This window comes from Enterobacter cloacae complex sp. GYL001, assembly GCF_049237125.1.
GTDB lineage: Bacteria > Pseudomonadota > Gammaproteobacteria > Enterobacterales > Enterobacteriaceae > Enterobacter > Enterobacter hormaechei_C.
In genome coordinates, this window is sequence record NZ_JBMKGW010000001.1 from 298,295 (window position 1) to 312,980 (window position 14,686).

8 protein-coding genes are annotated in these 14,686 nt (G+C 56.4%); 4 read left to right on the plus strand and 4 right to left on the minus strand.

Annotated features, from left to right (window positions below):
• Window positions 1-6: 6 nt before the first annotated feature.
• Together ACOTWU_RS01455 and iroN are read left to right on the plus strand one after the other, a co-directional pair.
• Window positions 7-1,047 carry an aldo/keto reductase gene (locus ACOTWU_RS01455; RefSeq protein ID WP_015571054.1) on the plus strand — a complete coding sequence of 347 codons (1,041 nt, stop codon included), beginning with the start codon at window positions 7-9 and terminating at the stop codon, window positions 1,045-1,047.
• A gap of 346 nt (window positions 1,048-1,393) precedes the next feature.
• Window positions 1,394-3,568 carry a siderophore salmochelin receptor IroN gene (gene iroN / locus ACOTWU_RS01460; protein ID WP_026080738.1) on the plus strand — a complete coding sequence of 725 codons (2,175 nt, stop codon included), beginning with the start codon at window positions 1,394-1,396 and terminating at the stop codon, window positions 3,566-3,568.
• 44 nt (window positions 3,569-3,612) lie between these two features.
• Here the strand turns inward: iroN and ACOTWU_RS01465 are convergent, their stop codons facing one another.
• The 4 genes from ACOTWU_RS01465 to iroB form a co-directional block, all read right to left on the minus strand.
• Window positions 3,613-4,557 carry an alpha/beta hydrolase gene (locus ACOTWU_RS01465; RefSeq protein WP_015571052.1) on the minus strand — a complete coding sequence of 315 codons (945 nt, stop codon included), beginning with the start codon at window positions 4,555-4,557 and terminating at the stop codon, window positions 3,613-3,615.
• Between the two features lie 83 nt (window positions 4,558-4,640).
• Window positions 4,641-5,870, minus strand: a complete 1,230-nt coding sequence (locus tag ACOTWU_RS01470; protein ID WP_017384910.1) for an esterase family protein — start codon at window positions 5,868-5,870, stop codon at window positions 4,641-4,643.
• 101 nt (window positions 5,871-5,971) lie between these two features.
• Window positions 5,972-9,631, minus strand: a complete 3,660-nt coding sequence (gene iroC / locus ACOTWU_RS01475; RefSeq protein WP_062938637.1) for a salmochelin/enterobactin export ABC transporter IroC — start codon at window positions 9,629-9,631, stop codon at window positions 5,972-5,974.
• 141 nt (window positions 9,632-9,772) lie between these two features.
• The gene (gene iroB, locus ACOTWU_RS01480; protein WP_017384908.1) at window positions 9,773-10,888 is read right to left on the minus strand and encodes a salmochelin biosynthesis C-glycosyltransferase IroB; all 1,116 of its coding nucleotides are present in this window, start codon (window positions 10,886-10,888) and stop codon (window positions 9,773-9,775) included.
• A 670-nt stretch (window positions 10,889-11,558) separates the two neighbouring features.
• Here iroB and ACOTWU_RS01485 point away from each other — a divergent pair.
• Together ACOTWU_RS01485 and ACOTWU_RS01490 are read left to right on the plus strand one after the other, a co-directional pair.
• Window positions 11,559-12,746, plus strand: coding sequence for an efflux RND transporter periplasmic adaptor subunit (locus ACOTWU_RS01485; protein WP_023296166.1), 1,188 nt, complete (start codon window positions 11,559-11,561; stop codon window positions 12,744-12,746).
• On the plus strand, window positions 12,743-14,683 hold the full coding sequence (locus ACOTWU_RS01490) for a MacB family efflux pump subunit (protein ID WP_126499038.1): 1,941 nt from the start codon (window positions 12,743-12,745) through the stop codon (window positions 14,681-14,683). The genes ACOTWU_RS01485 and ACOTWU_RS01490 overlap by 4 nt, the downstream gene beginning before the upstream one ends.
• Window positions 14,684-14,686: the final 3 nt, after the last annotated feature.

Below are 14,686 nucleotides of genomic sequence, written 5' to 3' on the forward strand. Positions count from 1 at the left end.
AGCGTTATGCGTTATCAAAAACTGGGCAATACCGGACTGTTTGTTTCTGAACTCTGCCTCGGCACCATGACCTTCGGCGGTGAAGGCGGCATGTGGGGCAAAATTGGTCAGCTTCAGCAAAGCGACGCCGAGCAGCTGGTGGGCCGCGCGCTGGACGCCGGGATCAATTTTATCGACACGGCAGATGTCTACTCGGAAGGGCGTTCAGAGGAGATCACCGGGCAGGCGCTGAAGAACCTGAAAATTCCGCGCGAAAACGTGGTCGTTGCCACCAAGGTGTTCGGTGAAACCGGCACAGCGGGGGTGAACTCGCGCGGTAGCTCGCGCTATCACATCATCAGCGGCGTGAAGGAGAGCCTGCGTCGCTTGCAGCTGGATCATATCGATCTCTATCAGCTGCACGGTTTCGACCCCGCGACCCCCATCGAGGAGACGCTTTACGCGCTGGATAATCTTGTGCAGCACGGTCACGTACGCTATATCGGCGTCTCGAACTGGGCGGCATGGCAGATTGCCAAAGCGCTCGGCATCTCTGAGCGTCTGGGGCTGGCGCGTTTTGCCTCATTGCAGGCGTACTACACCATCGCCGGGCGCGACCTTGAGCGCGAACTGGTGCCGATGATGCAGAGCGAAGGCGTCGGGTTGATGGTATGGAGCCCGCTGGCGGGTGGTCTGCTGAGCGGAAAATACGATCGCGACGGGCAGAGCGCGGCCGGTAGTCGTCGCCTGGCGTTCGACTTCCCGCCGGTGAATAAAGATCGCGCCTTCGACTGCGTGGACGTGATGCGTACCATCGCCGAAAGTAAAGGCGTTTCCGTGGCGCAAATCGCGCTGGCGTGGCTGCTGCACCAGAAAGCGGTGACCAGCGTCATCATCGGGGCGAAACGGGTCGATCAGTTGGATGACAACATTGCCGCAACCGGCATTCAGCTGAGCGATGATGAGCTGAAACAGCTGGATGCGGTCAGCGCGCTGCCGCGCGAGTATCCTGGCTGGATGCTGGAGCGCCAGGGCGAGTACCGTCGCAATCAGTTAGCGCAACAATAACCTTTCTTTCCCCGGTGGCGCTTGCGCTTACCGGGGCTGCGTTCCCTTGTAATGACATATTAACGTTATGTCACTACACGAAATACCAATGGGCTGTTCTCTTCTTCCGCTGTTTCAGTATGCCAGCTTTACGAACGCACAGGGTGGTACCCGGGAAGAATCACTCCGGGCCAATGCGTGCGTTTCATTAATGCGCGCATCCGTGTATTAAGGATTGCCTTAATCCTCTCCAAATGATATTAATTATCATTCTTATTATAAAAATAATGGCAGTTTAAAATATCTGGCAAGGATGTGAGCTTAACGATCGATCACTTTTACGTTAGGCATGTATTAGGGAATGGGTATGAGAATTATCAAGATCTTCTGGCCGCTCACTGCGCTCCTGGCAGGGTTGAACAGTCAGGTATCACTGGCAAAATCCTCCGATGATAACGACGAGACCCTGGTGGTGGAAGCCACCGCTGAGCAGGTACTCAAACAGCAGCCGGGCGTGTCGATTATTACCAGCGAAGATATTAAAAAGAACCCTCCGGTCAACGATCTCTCCGATATTATTCGCAAAATGCCCGGTGTCAATCTGACCGGCAACAGCGCCTCGGGTACACGTGGTAATAACCGCCAGATCGACATTCGCGGCATGGGGCCGGAGAACACCTTAATTTTAATTGATGGTGTGCCGGTGACGTCGCGCAACGCCGTGCGTTATAGCTGGCGTGGAGAGCGTGATACCCGCGGCGACACCAACTGGGTGCCACCGGAACAGGTTGAGCGTATTGAAGTGATCCGCGGCCCTGCGGCGGCACGCTACGGTTCGGGCGCAGCGGGCGGGGTGGTGAACATCATTACCAAACGCCCTACCAACGACTGGCACGGTTCGCTGTCGTTATACACCAACCAGCCGGAAAGCAGCGACGAAGGCGCTACGCGTCGCGCCAACTTCAGCCTTAGCGGGCCGCTGGCTGGCGATGCGCTGACCATGCGCCTGTACGGAAACCTGAATAAAACCGATGCCGACAGCTGGGATATTAACTCCTCGGCCGGTACGAAAAACGCGGCCGGGCATGAAGGGGTGCGCAACAAAGATATTAACGGCGTTGTCTCGTGGAAATTAAATCCGCAGCAAATTATCGATTTCGAAGCCGGATATAGCCGTCAGGGGAATATCTATGCAGGCGATACGCAAAACAGTTCTTCCAGTGCCGTCACTGAAAGCCTGGCGAAATCCGGCGAGGAGACGAACCGCCTTTACCGGCAGAATTATGGCGTTACGCACAATGGTATCTGGGACTGGGGTCAAAGCCGTTTTGGTGTCTATTATGAGAAAACCAATAACACCCGCATGAATGAAGGATTATCCGGTGGCGGTGAAGGGCGTATTTCGGCGGATGAAAAGTTCACGACCAATCGCCTGAGCTCCTGGCGAACCAGCGGCGAGCTTAATATTCCGCTGAATGCGCTGGTCGATCAAACGCTGACCGTGGGTGCGGAGTGGAGCCGCGATGAGCTCGACGATCCTTCCTCTACCAGCCTGACCGTGGATGACAGTGATATCGGCGGCATTTCTGGCTCGGCTGCGGATCGCAGCAGTAAAAACCATTCCCAAATCAGTGCGCTGTATATTGAAGATAATATTGAGCCGGTTCCCGGCACGAATATCATTCCCGGCCTGCGCTTTGATTATCTCAACGAGTCCGGCGGTAACTTCAGCCCCAGCCTGAACCTCTCGCAGGAATTGGGCGATTACTTCAAAGTCAAAGCGGGGATTGCCCGAACCTTTAAAGCACCAAACCTGTACCAATCCAGCGAAGGTTATCTGCTCTACTCGAAAGGCAACGGTTGTCCAAAAGATATTACATCGGGCGGCTGCTACCTGATCGGTAATAAAGATCTCGATCCGGAAATCAGCATCAATAAAGAAATTGGGCTGGAGTTCGCCTGGGAAGATTACCATGCCAGCGTGACCTACTTCCGCAATGACTACCAGAATAAGATCGTGGCCGGCGATAATGTTATCGGGCAAACCGCTTCCGGCGCATATATTCTCCAGTGGCAGAACGGCGGGAAAGCGCTGGTGGACGGTATCGAAGCCAGCATGGCGTTCCCGCTGGTGAAAGATCGTCTGAACTGGAATACCAATGCCACCTGGATGATCACCTCGGAGCAAAAAGACACCGGTAACCCGCTGTCGATCATCCCGAAATACACCATTAATAACTCGCTTGACTGGACCATCACCCAGGCGTTCTCTGCCAGCGTCAACTGGACGTTATACGGCAGACAAAAACCGCGTACTCATTCGGAAACTCGTAGTGAAGATACTGGCGGTCTGTCAGGTAAAGAGCTGGGCGCTTATTCGCTGGTGGGGACGAACTTCAATTACGATATTAATAAAAATCTACGTCTTAACGTTGGTGTCAGCAATATCTTAGATAAACAGATCTACCGATCTTCCGAAGGGGCGAATACCTATAACGAGCCTGGCCGGGCTTATTATGCCGGTGTTACCGCGTCATTTTGATCGTAGTGTTACAGGTGTACTGCCCGCGTCAAGGCGGGCAGTGTTTAGCGGCTTAATGAATGACAGCCTGCTGTGTTACCTGCGTTTTCACCACTGATATCTAACAGCGCTCCGCGGAAGGAGGCGTTGAACATCGGCCCGTGTCCCAGGTTTGGGAAATCCCAAAAGGCGGCATTGACGCCTTTATCTTCCAGCGTGGCGAGGGTGGCATGAATTTTCGTCAGCACTCCGGCAGCATGTGTTTCCCGGTTATCGCCCGGTGTCGCCGAACCTTCCATTATCATCAGGCGCCTGGCGCAGTATTGCGACGGCTCAACCGCCGTGATGCGGCTCAGTAGCGCATCATGGCCTCTGCCCAACGACGGGCTGGCGCTGTAATACGTCCGGAAATAAGGGGAAGACAGCCATGCATCCAGCACGAACAGGCCGCCGTAGGAGTGCCCCCACAGGCCGCGACGCTGCCGATCGATATTCAATCCCTGTTCCACCTTTGGCGCTATACGCGTTTCCAGTAACTGGCGGAAGTCGTTGCTACCCCCACTCTTACGGCTGCGGGTATCCGTTTTGCCGCTTTCTGCTGCTGGCGTATAGTCGTAGGCCCTGCCGTTGAGATCGAAGGGGAGGTTGGTCTGATACCCGACAGCCACAATCACCGGCGGTGATTTTTCTGCCAGCTGTTTGAGCAGGTCGTCGTTCAGGCGGTCCATAACTGCGTTGCCGTCGAGCATATATAAAATCGGGTAGCCCGACGCCGGTGCGGCTTTATTTGGCACGGCCGTCCATACCCGATAATGGCGGCTGCCATCGGCGGAGTCGAACGAGTTGACGCTGAAATGGTAAAACGCAGAGCCTTTATCGGCGATATTCGGCCCCAGTGGCTGCATATCCGGCTTTGCGAAAGCGTGCGCATTCCAGATAAGGGTGAGACCAGAAAGAAGAGTGACAAGCGCCTTGCGTGAGCGTGTTGGGCGATACTCGCGGGCATACATCTGATGTTTATTCCTTTTCCGCAGGTGACATTTTCTTTATTCAGGAAGCCTGTACAGTTGCCTGAAAGTGTTCGCGGGTCAAGTCAACCCTGGAGTAAACCAAGCCCGTCAATCAGTGCGCCGCGCCACCATGCGTAATCGTGACCCCCGGTATACATTGCGCAATGGCTGTCGACGCCAGCGGTAAGCAACTGCTGATGCAGCCGCTGAACGTGGGGTACCGTCGAACCTTCCAGCGATCCCACGCACAGGCGGATGCGCACACCCTGCGGCGGGGCAGAAAGCAGATGTTCGCTCACCCATGACGTATCGGTTTCGCTGAACACGTTTGGCCGGCTGGCACCCTCTGGCGTCCACCACATCGAAGGGGAGTGGCTGAGCGCCAGCCCGAACGTTTCCGGTGCGTAACGAGCGGCCATGAGCGCGCTGACCCCGCCGAGGCTCTGTCCGGCCAGCACGGTGCGCGAACGGTCTGCCCACCGCCGCTGCGGGTGTTCGGCGCGGATCGTCGGCAACAACTGGTCGGCGATATCCTTTATCAGCTCGCTGCGCCCGCCGAGTATCGCAGTTCGCTCGTGTTCATCGATATTGTCGATGCCAAGTACAGCCACAGGCACGATGCGTCCGTTGTTTATGGCGGCGTCAATTGCCGCGCATACGCCAAGGTGATCGAACCAGGTTTCACCATCGGGCAGTACCACCAGGCCGAGGGGCTGCGAAACATCAACGTCCGGCAGATAGAGCCGAACCCGGCGCGATTCCCCGGCGAGAGTGCGCGCCGAGGTAAGCAATTGCCCGCTGGGTGACCCGCCGCGCCATTCGGACTGGGCGGGGGCTTTATCAAGCGCCAGCACCGACTCCTGTGTGCTTCCCCGAACGTTGATCCCCGGCGTTTTGTTTAGCGGATCGGCGTGCCCGACGAGGGTAGCAAAGCGGCCTCCGGACTGTGCAATCGTCTCGGCCGGGGTGCCGGGGGGGATTTCCACCAGCGAATAGGAGCCGCAGTAGCTTGCGGGTAAACGCAGTGTCAGAGTCCAGATATCCGTCGCGGGAAGGGCGGTCATCATCCCTTTCGCCACGTGCTCTTTATCCGTCACCCGATTCAGACGCAGATAAACGCCCTGTAGAGGGTGCCTGGCGCGCCACAGAAATGTCACATCACGCTCGTCTTTCGCTCCGTCGACTGGCGTCACCAGCGGTACATTTAGCGACTCAGCGTCTCGCCAGAAGTCAGAAAGGTTAGCAATGTGGCCTGCTGCCAGCTGGCTGCGCAGCCTGGCGATAGCAGAGGGATGTTGTTGCATGTTCAGCATTCACTCTCTTTGAATATGAAGGGTGTCAGTATAAATAGCTAAAGCGGCTATTCCGGGAACAGCCGCTTTAGCGCGTGTTTTGTAATGTCTTACGTGCGCAATTACTCTTCCACGATTCCCCCCGTGATGTCGTGCTGGCGATGGGGAACAGAGCTGCCGACGCTGTCATGCCACAAGCGGGTGTAGAGGCCGCCGGCCGCTAACAGCTGTTCGTGGGTGCCGTATTCCGCAAGCTGCCCCTTATCGATAACGGCAATCAGATCGCAGCGCTGCGCGGTGGTCAGACGGTGCGCCACAATCAGCGCCAGGTGCTTCCCGGTGTGCGCGACGTCTGTTAACGATGACATCAATCGCTCTTCGGATGTGCGATCCAGGCGTGACGTGGCTTCATCGAGCAGCAGGATGTGAGCATTCGCCAGTTGTGCGCGGGCCAGTGCAATCAGCTGGCGCTGACCTGCGGACAGATCGGCACCGCCGTTATTCACCGGTGTGCGGAATCCCTGCGGCAGATTGCGCACCGTCTCATACAGCCCTGCCCGTTGAGAGGCAATCTCAACGTCGTCATTGGTACTGGATGGCCGTGAATAACGAATGTTTTCCGCAATATCACCACTAAACAACGCCACATCCTGATCGACCAGCCCAATCTGGCGACGGTAATCGGCAAGCGAGGCATCATCAATTATCCGATCGCCAATGCTGATCCTGCCGTGGGTGGGGGAATACAATCCGGCGATCAGCTTGATCAGCGTTGACTTACCCGCACCGCTGCGACCAACGACCGCGACGACCCTTCCCTCAGGGATTGTCAGGGTAAGTTTGTTCAGCGCGGGTTGAGGACTGTCGGGATAACTGAACGTGAGCTCATTAAGATGCAGCGCGCCGGTGGCGGGCGGTGCGGAAGAGGGCTCGATGTTCTCTGTGCCTTCGGTCGCCAGCAGTTCATTGATATGTTTGCCGCTGGCCGTCGCCTGCTGCCAGGCGTCGACAATTCCTGATAACTGCTGCACTGGCCCATAGAATTGCCCCAGCAGCAGGAAGAAAGCCGCCAGCACCCCGGCGGTCATTTCGCCTTCGGCGACTCGCGATGCACCCACCAGAAGAACGGCGGCATAGGAGGCCTCGGTGCAGAAGGTCAGGAACGGGAAATAGACGGCAAGGTATTTTTGCGCACGTACGCGGGTCGCACGGAACCGATCCGATAACGCGCGCAGCCGGGCGGCTTCCTGTTCCTGCTGGCCATGCGATTGCACAACGCGCAAGCCGGAGACTTTCTCCTGCAGGGTGCTGTTGACTTTGCCTATTTCCAGCCGCGCCTGCGCATAAGCAGGGGAGCTGAGGCGGCGATAAATCCAGGTTGCCAGTGCGACCACTGGCACCGCGCTTAATGCCGTCAGCGCCAGGAGCGGGTCGAGCCAGAACATGGCGGCGGCGATGGCGAACATTGTCACCAGGCTGGTGGCTGCACCGGCAAGGCCGTTTTGCAGAAAGCGGGCGAGAGAGTCCACATCTACGGTCATGCGGGTCAGACGTGAATCGACATGCTTTTCATGCCAGGGGAGACCAAGACGCAGCATATGGCCGAAGCTGCGCAAGCGCACCGTATGCTGGACTGACTCTGCCGCTCTGGCGGCGAAGACAGTCTGTAGTGAATAACAGCACCAGCTCACGGCCACCAGGCACAGGGCGAATAGGGCACAGAGGCCGATAGTCGACATATCGCCTGTGGCAACGCCGGAGTCAATGCCGCGCTGCAACAGTATAAGTACCCCGACGCCTGCCGCCGAATCGAGGGCGATCAGCAGGGCGGCGATGACGAACATCCACGCCACGGGCTTCAGCAGCGACGTGACTTTGCGGCCTTTACCGGCCAGCGCCTGCTGTACTGCATTTTCCGGCACGCGCGTCATACGGGCGACAAAGCCTTTATCCCCCGTCTGCGCCGCATCGTCTTGTGCCGCTGGTACGGTCGGCCACAATCCGTTAGGCCCACTGTGGGAAGGCGCGAGGAAATCGCCGTCACCGGTCATCAGCGCGCGGAACGCCGGACAGCGCGCTTCAAGTTCTGCCTGGGTTCCGGTGTCCACCACCCGGCCCTTATCCAGCACCACAATCCGGCTGGCTAACTGAAGCGTCGAACGGCGTCGGGCAATCACCAGCAGCATATGCTTTTCGTCAGCATAGCGACTCAGCGCGGTGTTGATCTCCGCTTCAGTACCGGCATCGACCGCCGAGGTGGTGTCATCGAGGATCAACACTTCCGGCGCGGTAATGAGCGCCCGTGCCAGCGCGATTCGCTGCCTCTGTCCGCCGGAAAGATTCGTACCGCGTTCGGTTAATTGGGTATCGAAGCCTTTCGGCAGGGCGTTGATAAAATCGCTGGCTCCTGCTGCCCTCGCCGCGAGGCGAATGTCGTCCGCCGTTGCCTGAGGGTGCCCGTAGGCGATATTTTCCGCCACCGTACCGGCAAACAGAAAAGCATCCTCAAACACAACGCCTACCCGACGACGAAGCGCCTCCAGCCTGAGATCGCGGAGGTTCTGTCGGCCTGCGCTGGTGTTGAGCCATATCTCTCCGGCGCTGGGATCGTAAAAACGCGCCAGCAGCATCAGCAGCGTGGATTTCCCGGAACCCGATGCGCCCACTACCGCCACCGTTTCACCGGCGTGCAGGGAAAAGGAGACATCGCTGAGGATGCGTCTGCCGCCACGGTACTCGAAGCTCATATTCTCCAGTTGCAGCCCGATAACCTGACCGTTAATCGCCTCCGTCCCGTCTTCCATCTGCGAACGGGTGTCGATCAGAGCAAACACGCGCTCCACGGACGCCTGGGTGCGCTGGGCGATAACCAGAAACGATGCCAGTACACGGGTTGGCCCGGTCAGCATCGCGAGGAAGCTGGCAAACGCCACGAAGGTGCCGAGATCGATGCGCCCGTGCATAACCGACCAGCCGCCGTAGCACAGCAGGACGATTTGCCCGAGCACCGGTAGCGCCAGCATGGTGGCACCTGGCATCGCCTGCGAGATGGCCGCGCCGATGCGTACCCGCACCATCTGCCGCGACTGGCGATCCAGCCAGCGCGTTTCACGCAGCTCCGCCACGCAGGATTTTACCACTGAGATCTGCGCCAGCACCTCGCGCATATGTTCGGTGAGATTTGCCAGTCGGTCCGAGGCCAGCCCGGTTTGCGCAAAGACCCGGCGACGCGCGCGCAGCGCAGTGATAGCCAGGCATGCCAGTACGCACACGACGATGAGCGTCATGGCGGGTGACATCCACAGCATCACGGCAATGCCGGCAATGTAATAAGTGAACACCGCCAGCGGCACCGGGCACATCTGTAGCAGGGTATGTACCTGCTGCAGATCGCTGTTGGTCCGTGAAATCACCTGCCCGGTGCGCAGTGCGTCCTGGCCTGCGCCGTCAAGTTTTTGAATACTGTCGAATGCCCGTCCTCGCAGGGTGTGCTGCACCCAGAGCGAGAGCTCCCCGGCATAACCGCGGCGCACGTAGTTACCGATGAAATCAAAAAAGGCAATCAGCAATAGCCCGCAGGCCAGCCACGGCAGACGAGTCGGATTGCCCGCCAGCGCGTCGTTCACCGCTTGCCTTGTCAGCAACGGCGTCAGCGCGGCCAGCAGAATGGTCGAGACCGACGCTACCACTACGATGATGCTAAGTTTCTTACGTTCCCAGCACACGCGTGCCAGGCGAACTATCCAGGACCGCGCAGGAGTGGGAGAGTGAGTCGCAGGCATTAAGCCTCCTCCGTCTGTAAACAATAGGATCCAAGTCGGATCGCTGTGCAAAAAAAAGCGCCAGCCCGATCCGGTCCCGCATTGTTACGGGCGTATCTCCTGGATGCGTGCTGGCGTATGATCGTCATGACGGCGTAGTGGCTACCCTTTCTGTACCCTCGCGATCAGGCTTTTCGCCACCTCGCTCGGACAGGGTTGCGCTGCCATTTCCGCCGCTACCTCTTCAGAGGCGTCGCGAAGCGCGCGATTGTCGAGGAAAGCATTGATCATGCTGCTCGACAGGCCGTCGTCGCCGGGGATGATCCCGCAGCCGCGTTCGACAACAGCGCGGGCATTTACCGGGCGATCGGCACCCTGGCCGAAGACGATCTGTGGAATACCGGCGTGCAGCGCCGTCAGGGTATTGCCCGCGCCACCATGATGAATGAAGCCATCTGCGCCGTTCAGGAAGGCTCCCATGGGTATCCAGTCGACCAGGCGAACATTTGAGGGCAGTGAGCGCAGATCCGACCGCGCATTGGCCGAAAGATGCAGGATGATCTCGGCATCGACTTCACTGGCGGAATCCATCACCCAGGCGATCAGGTCAAGGCCGTCGACCATCGGTTTGACGGTACCGAGACTCACCAGCAGACGTTTACGGTCGGGCGTCCTCTCCCACCACGGTTCCCACACCGCGCCGCCGTTGTACGGGACGTACTGCATGGGAATAATGGGTTCTCCGTCGTTTTCAAGAATGCTCATGCTCGGTGGTGTTACGTCGATCCAGGCCATATCGCGCGGTGCGGCCCCAACGCCGTGGCGATGATAGGCGTCCGCGAGCGAACGCGTTACGCCTTTGATATGCCAGGGCGTATGGCCGAAGCCGACGGTTTGCATTACGACCGGTATATCGTATTTGGCGGCAATCAGAGGCCCGATGACCCCGAGCGGCGGGTAGATGATGAGATCGGGCCGCCAGTGTCCGGCAAACTCCACCAGGTGGTCGGCCATCTCTTCGCTGAAGAATGAGAAGTTGCCCATTTTTGTGCCGATGTTGCTTTCTTTTCGCTGTGCCTCGCGGCGGCGATAGTCAGCTTCAGAATCAAAACCGGGTGCGGCGTCAAATACCACCAGCCCTGCTTCTGCCGCTTTTTGGGCGAATTTTCCTCCGCTGGCGATCAGCACTTCATGGCCGTTAACGCGAAACGCCTGTGCCAGAGACAGCACAGGATACAGCAGCCCATAGAGAGGCGGGCCTACAAACAAAATACGCATGAGAAAATCCCTCTCCGCTTGACGAACTAAATCAGGAAGTCGACGCAGTCATATGCCAGCAGCAGGACGTTAATTTTCGTTAAGCCTGCTTTGACAGACGCTGCGTCCTTTTTGAGTTTCACCAGCCTTACGAACGGTCCTGTCGCTGACTGTTCCGTGACGTAGGCTGGTGAATCGGGAATTCCTTGTCCCGGCTTCCATTAACGCTTACGCGCCGTTGTCCTTTTGAACAGCCCAGGCGGCGTCGTGCTGCCACGCCGCGGTGTTCAGATGCATTTGTTGAGTGTGAGACCGTTCAACAAACCTGGAGAGGCTTGTTTCCTGATACCTCTGTATACCTTGCCAGATAAACCATCAGTGCAAATGCTAATGATAATAATTACTATTATCATATGTGAGTTGCAACTATAATTAAGCACTTAATGCACAATGAATCGATTATGGGAAAAATCGCAGGTGGGGCTCAGCAAAAGGGGACTCTGTGGATTTAGGCACAAAATCCCACGCTTGCGGCGGTTTACAGGCGGACCTGGTGATTCTGTGTAATTGATGGCGGGGGTCTACGATGACGCTACTTCACCAAATAGCGCGGGTTTACCTCCCGTAAATACTGGCGATGTTACTATGATGCCTGATTCACTGCTGTTTATCGTTATGGAAAACCTGCGTAATGTTAACAAAATTCCCTCTCCGACGCGTAATGACCTGTGCTGCGGCTCTGCTAATTATTTTTAGCATCGCCTTGTTCTTCTTCCTGAGAAGCCCCGAGGTTCCTGAGTATGTTACCGCTCCAGTACGCATCGGCGATATTGAAAACGCCGTACTTGCTACCGGTCGAATTGATGCGATTGAGCGGGTCAACGTTGGGGCACAGGTTTCTGGCCAGGTTAAGTCGCTGAAGGTGAAGTTAGGCGATCGTGTCACTAAAGGGCAGCTCATCGCTGAAATTGATGACGTGCCGCAGCGGAATGATTTACGCAACGCAGAAGCTGCTCTCAACGTGGTAAAAGCGGACCTTCAGGCTAAGCAGGCGCAGTTGAAGCAAGCCTCATTGCGTTTTAAGCGCCAGCGCCAGATGTTAAATGAGGATGCCAGCTCGAGAGAAGATTTCGAAACGGCTGAAACCACGCTGGCCAGTACCCGCGCTGAGCTATCGGCACTGAATGCCAAACTCGTCCAGGCGCAAATTGATGTCGACAAGAAAAAGGTCGATTTGGGTTATACAAAAGTTGTTGCTCCCATGGACGGCATTGTTATTGCCGTTGTCACCCAACAGGGCCAAACGGTTAACTCCAGCCAAAGTGCGCCGACCATTATCAAACTCGCACGTCTGGACGTGATGACAATTAAAGCCCAGATCTCTGAGGCGGATATCACGCGAATTTCACCGGGACAGAAAGCCAGATTCACCATTTTCTCTGAGCCGGATAAGCATTATGACGCCACGTTACGTACCGTTGAACTGGCACCTGAGTCGGTTATGAAAGATGATAGCCTTGCCAGCAGTAGCTCAGCCTCAGGGTCAGGCACGTCAAATGCTTCGGTGTACTACAACGCGCTGCTGGATGTCCCCAATCCAGAAAATCGGCTGCGAATTGCCATGACAGCACAGGTGACCTTGCTGGCTGGAGAAGCTAAAAATACGTTACTGGTGCCGATTCAGGCTGTGCACAAGGTGAGTGGCAACAAGCAGCAGGTGCAGATATTGACCAGTGATAACCGGCTGGAAACCCGTGAGGTCAAAACCGGCATTACTAACAGTGTGGATATCCAGATCCTGGACGGTGTAAAAGTCGGGGAACATGTTGTGTTATCGCAGCCGGGTGAAAAAGCGCCCGGGGAAGGGTTTGTATCTTGAGTAATATCATAGAACTCAAGGGCATCAGCCGCACCTACAGGAACGGTGGACAGGATCTCACCGTGCTTAAAGGGATTGATTTGACTTTCGCTGCTGGGGAGATGGTCGCGATCATCGGCGCCTCCGGTTCCGGTAAGTCAACCCTGATGAATATTATGGGCTGTCTCGATGTCCCTGATTGTGGCGATTACTTTATCAGCGGTCAAAATGCCGCCCAGCTTTCACCTGACGATCTGGCAAGGATCCGCCGTGAGCACATCGGTTTTATCTTCCAGCGTTATCATTTAATGCCCGACCTGAGCGCGTTAAGTAACGTTGAAATTCCGGCGATTTATGCCAATAGTGAGCGCGAAAAGCGCCGTCTGCGCGCGGCGACATTGCTTGGAAGACTCGGGCTGGAAGGTCGTGAACATCATAAGCCGGGAGAGCTTTCAGGCGGCCAGCAGCAGCGTGTGAGTATTGCCCGCTCGCTGATTAACGGCGGTGAAATCATTCTGGCGGATGAACCCACCGGCGCGCTGGATACGCAGTCCGGTCAGGAGGTACTGTCAATACTCAGTGAACTGAATCAGCGTGGCCATACCGTGGTTATGGTGACACATGATATGAAGGTAGCGCAGCATGCTAACCGTATTATTGAGCTGCGTGACGGTGAAATTATTTCTGATACCGGCAGTCGTGTTACCTCCGGGGTTGCCCTTAAACGACCTGACAGCGTTCAGCAAAGCTGGTGGCAAAGTATTGTTGACCGTACCCGTGAATCCCTGCACATGGCGTTAAAAGCGATGAATGCGCATCGCCTGCGCACGACGTTAACCATGACGGGCATTATTTTTGGTATCGCCGCGGTTGTTACGGTGGTGGCACTGGGAGAAGGCGCGAAACAGCGAACCCTTGATAATATCAAGGAGCTTGGAACCAACGTGGTGAGCATCTACCCGGGAAGGGATTTCTTTGACGACAGCACTGAAGCCATTCGTACACTGGTCCCGGCAGACGCCGAAGCATTAGCAAAGCAGGGGTTTGTTGACAGCGTCAGCCCCGAAGTTAACGCTTCCGACAACATTCGCTTTCTGGGTAAATCCGCTACCGCCACGATCAATGGCGTTGGGCGCGATCATTTTCGCGTAAACGGTATTGAACTGTTGCAGGGATCAACTTTCCAGGACGATCGAAATGCCTCGCAGGAAGTCATCATTGATGAAAACGCCCGCAAGGCGTTATTTGACGATGCGGGACTCAAGGCACTTGGGCAAATCGTTTTTCTGGGTTCCGTGCCTGCACGGGTTGTCGGCATCGCCAAAGGGAACAGCCGAAGCTATGCGCCTAATCGCATTAACGTCTGGATGCCTTACAGCACGGTGATGTATCGAATGACAGGAAAACCGGTGTTGACCAGCATCAGCGTAAGGCTTAAGGATGATGTTGCCAACGAGGCAGCGGTCAGCGCTATTTCTCAGCTTCTCACTCAACGCCACGGCGTGAAAGACTTCCAGCTTTATAATTTCGAGCAGATTCGACAATCAATCGAACGGACCTCAATGACCTTTAGCATCCTGATTCTGATGGTGGCCTGCATCTCGCTGATGATCGGCAGCATTGGGGTGATGAATATCATGCTGGTGTCGGTCACGGAACGGACCCATGAGATTGGCGTACGAATGGCGGTCGGTGCGCGTCAGGGCGATATCATGCAGCAGTTTATGATTGAGGCTGTGCTGGTATGTCTAATAGGCGGAGTGTTAGGTATTGCACTGTCGTATGCCGCCGGAGCGCTGTTCACCGCGCTGGCAGGGGGCATTTTCACCGCCATTTATTCGTGGCAGGCCGCTGCTGCCGCATTCTTCTGCTCAACTTTAATCGGCATGATCTTTGGTTATCTCCCTGCCCGCAAGGCAGCAAGGATGGATCCGGTCGTTTCACTGGCCAGCGAGTAACCC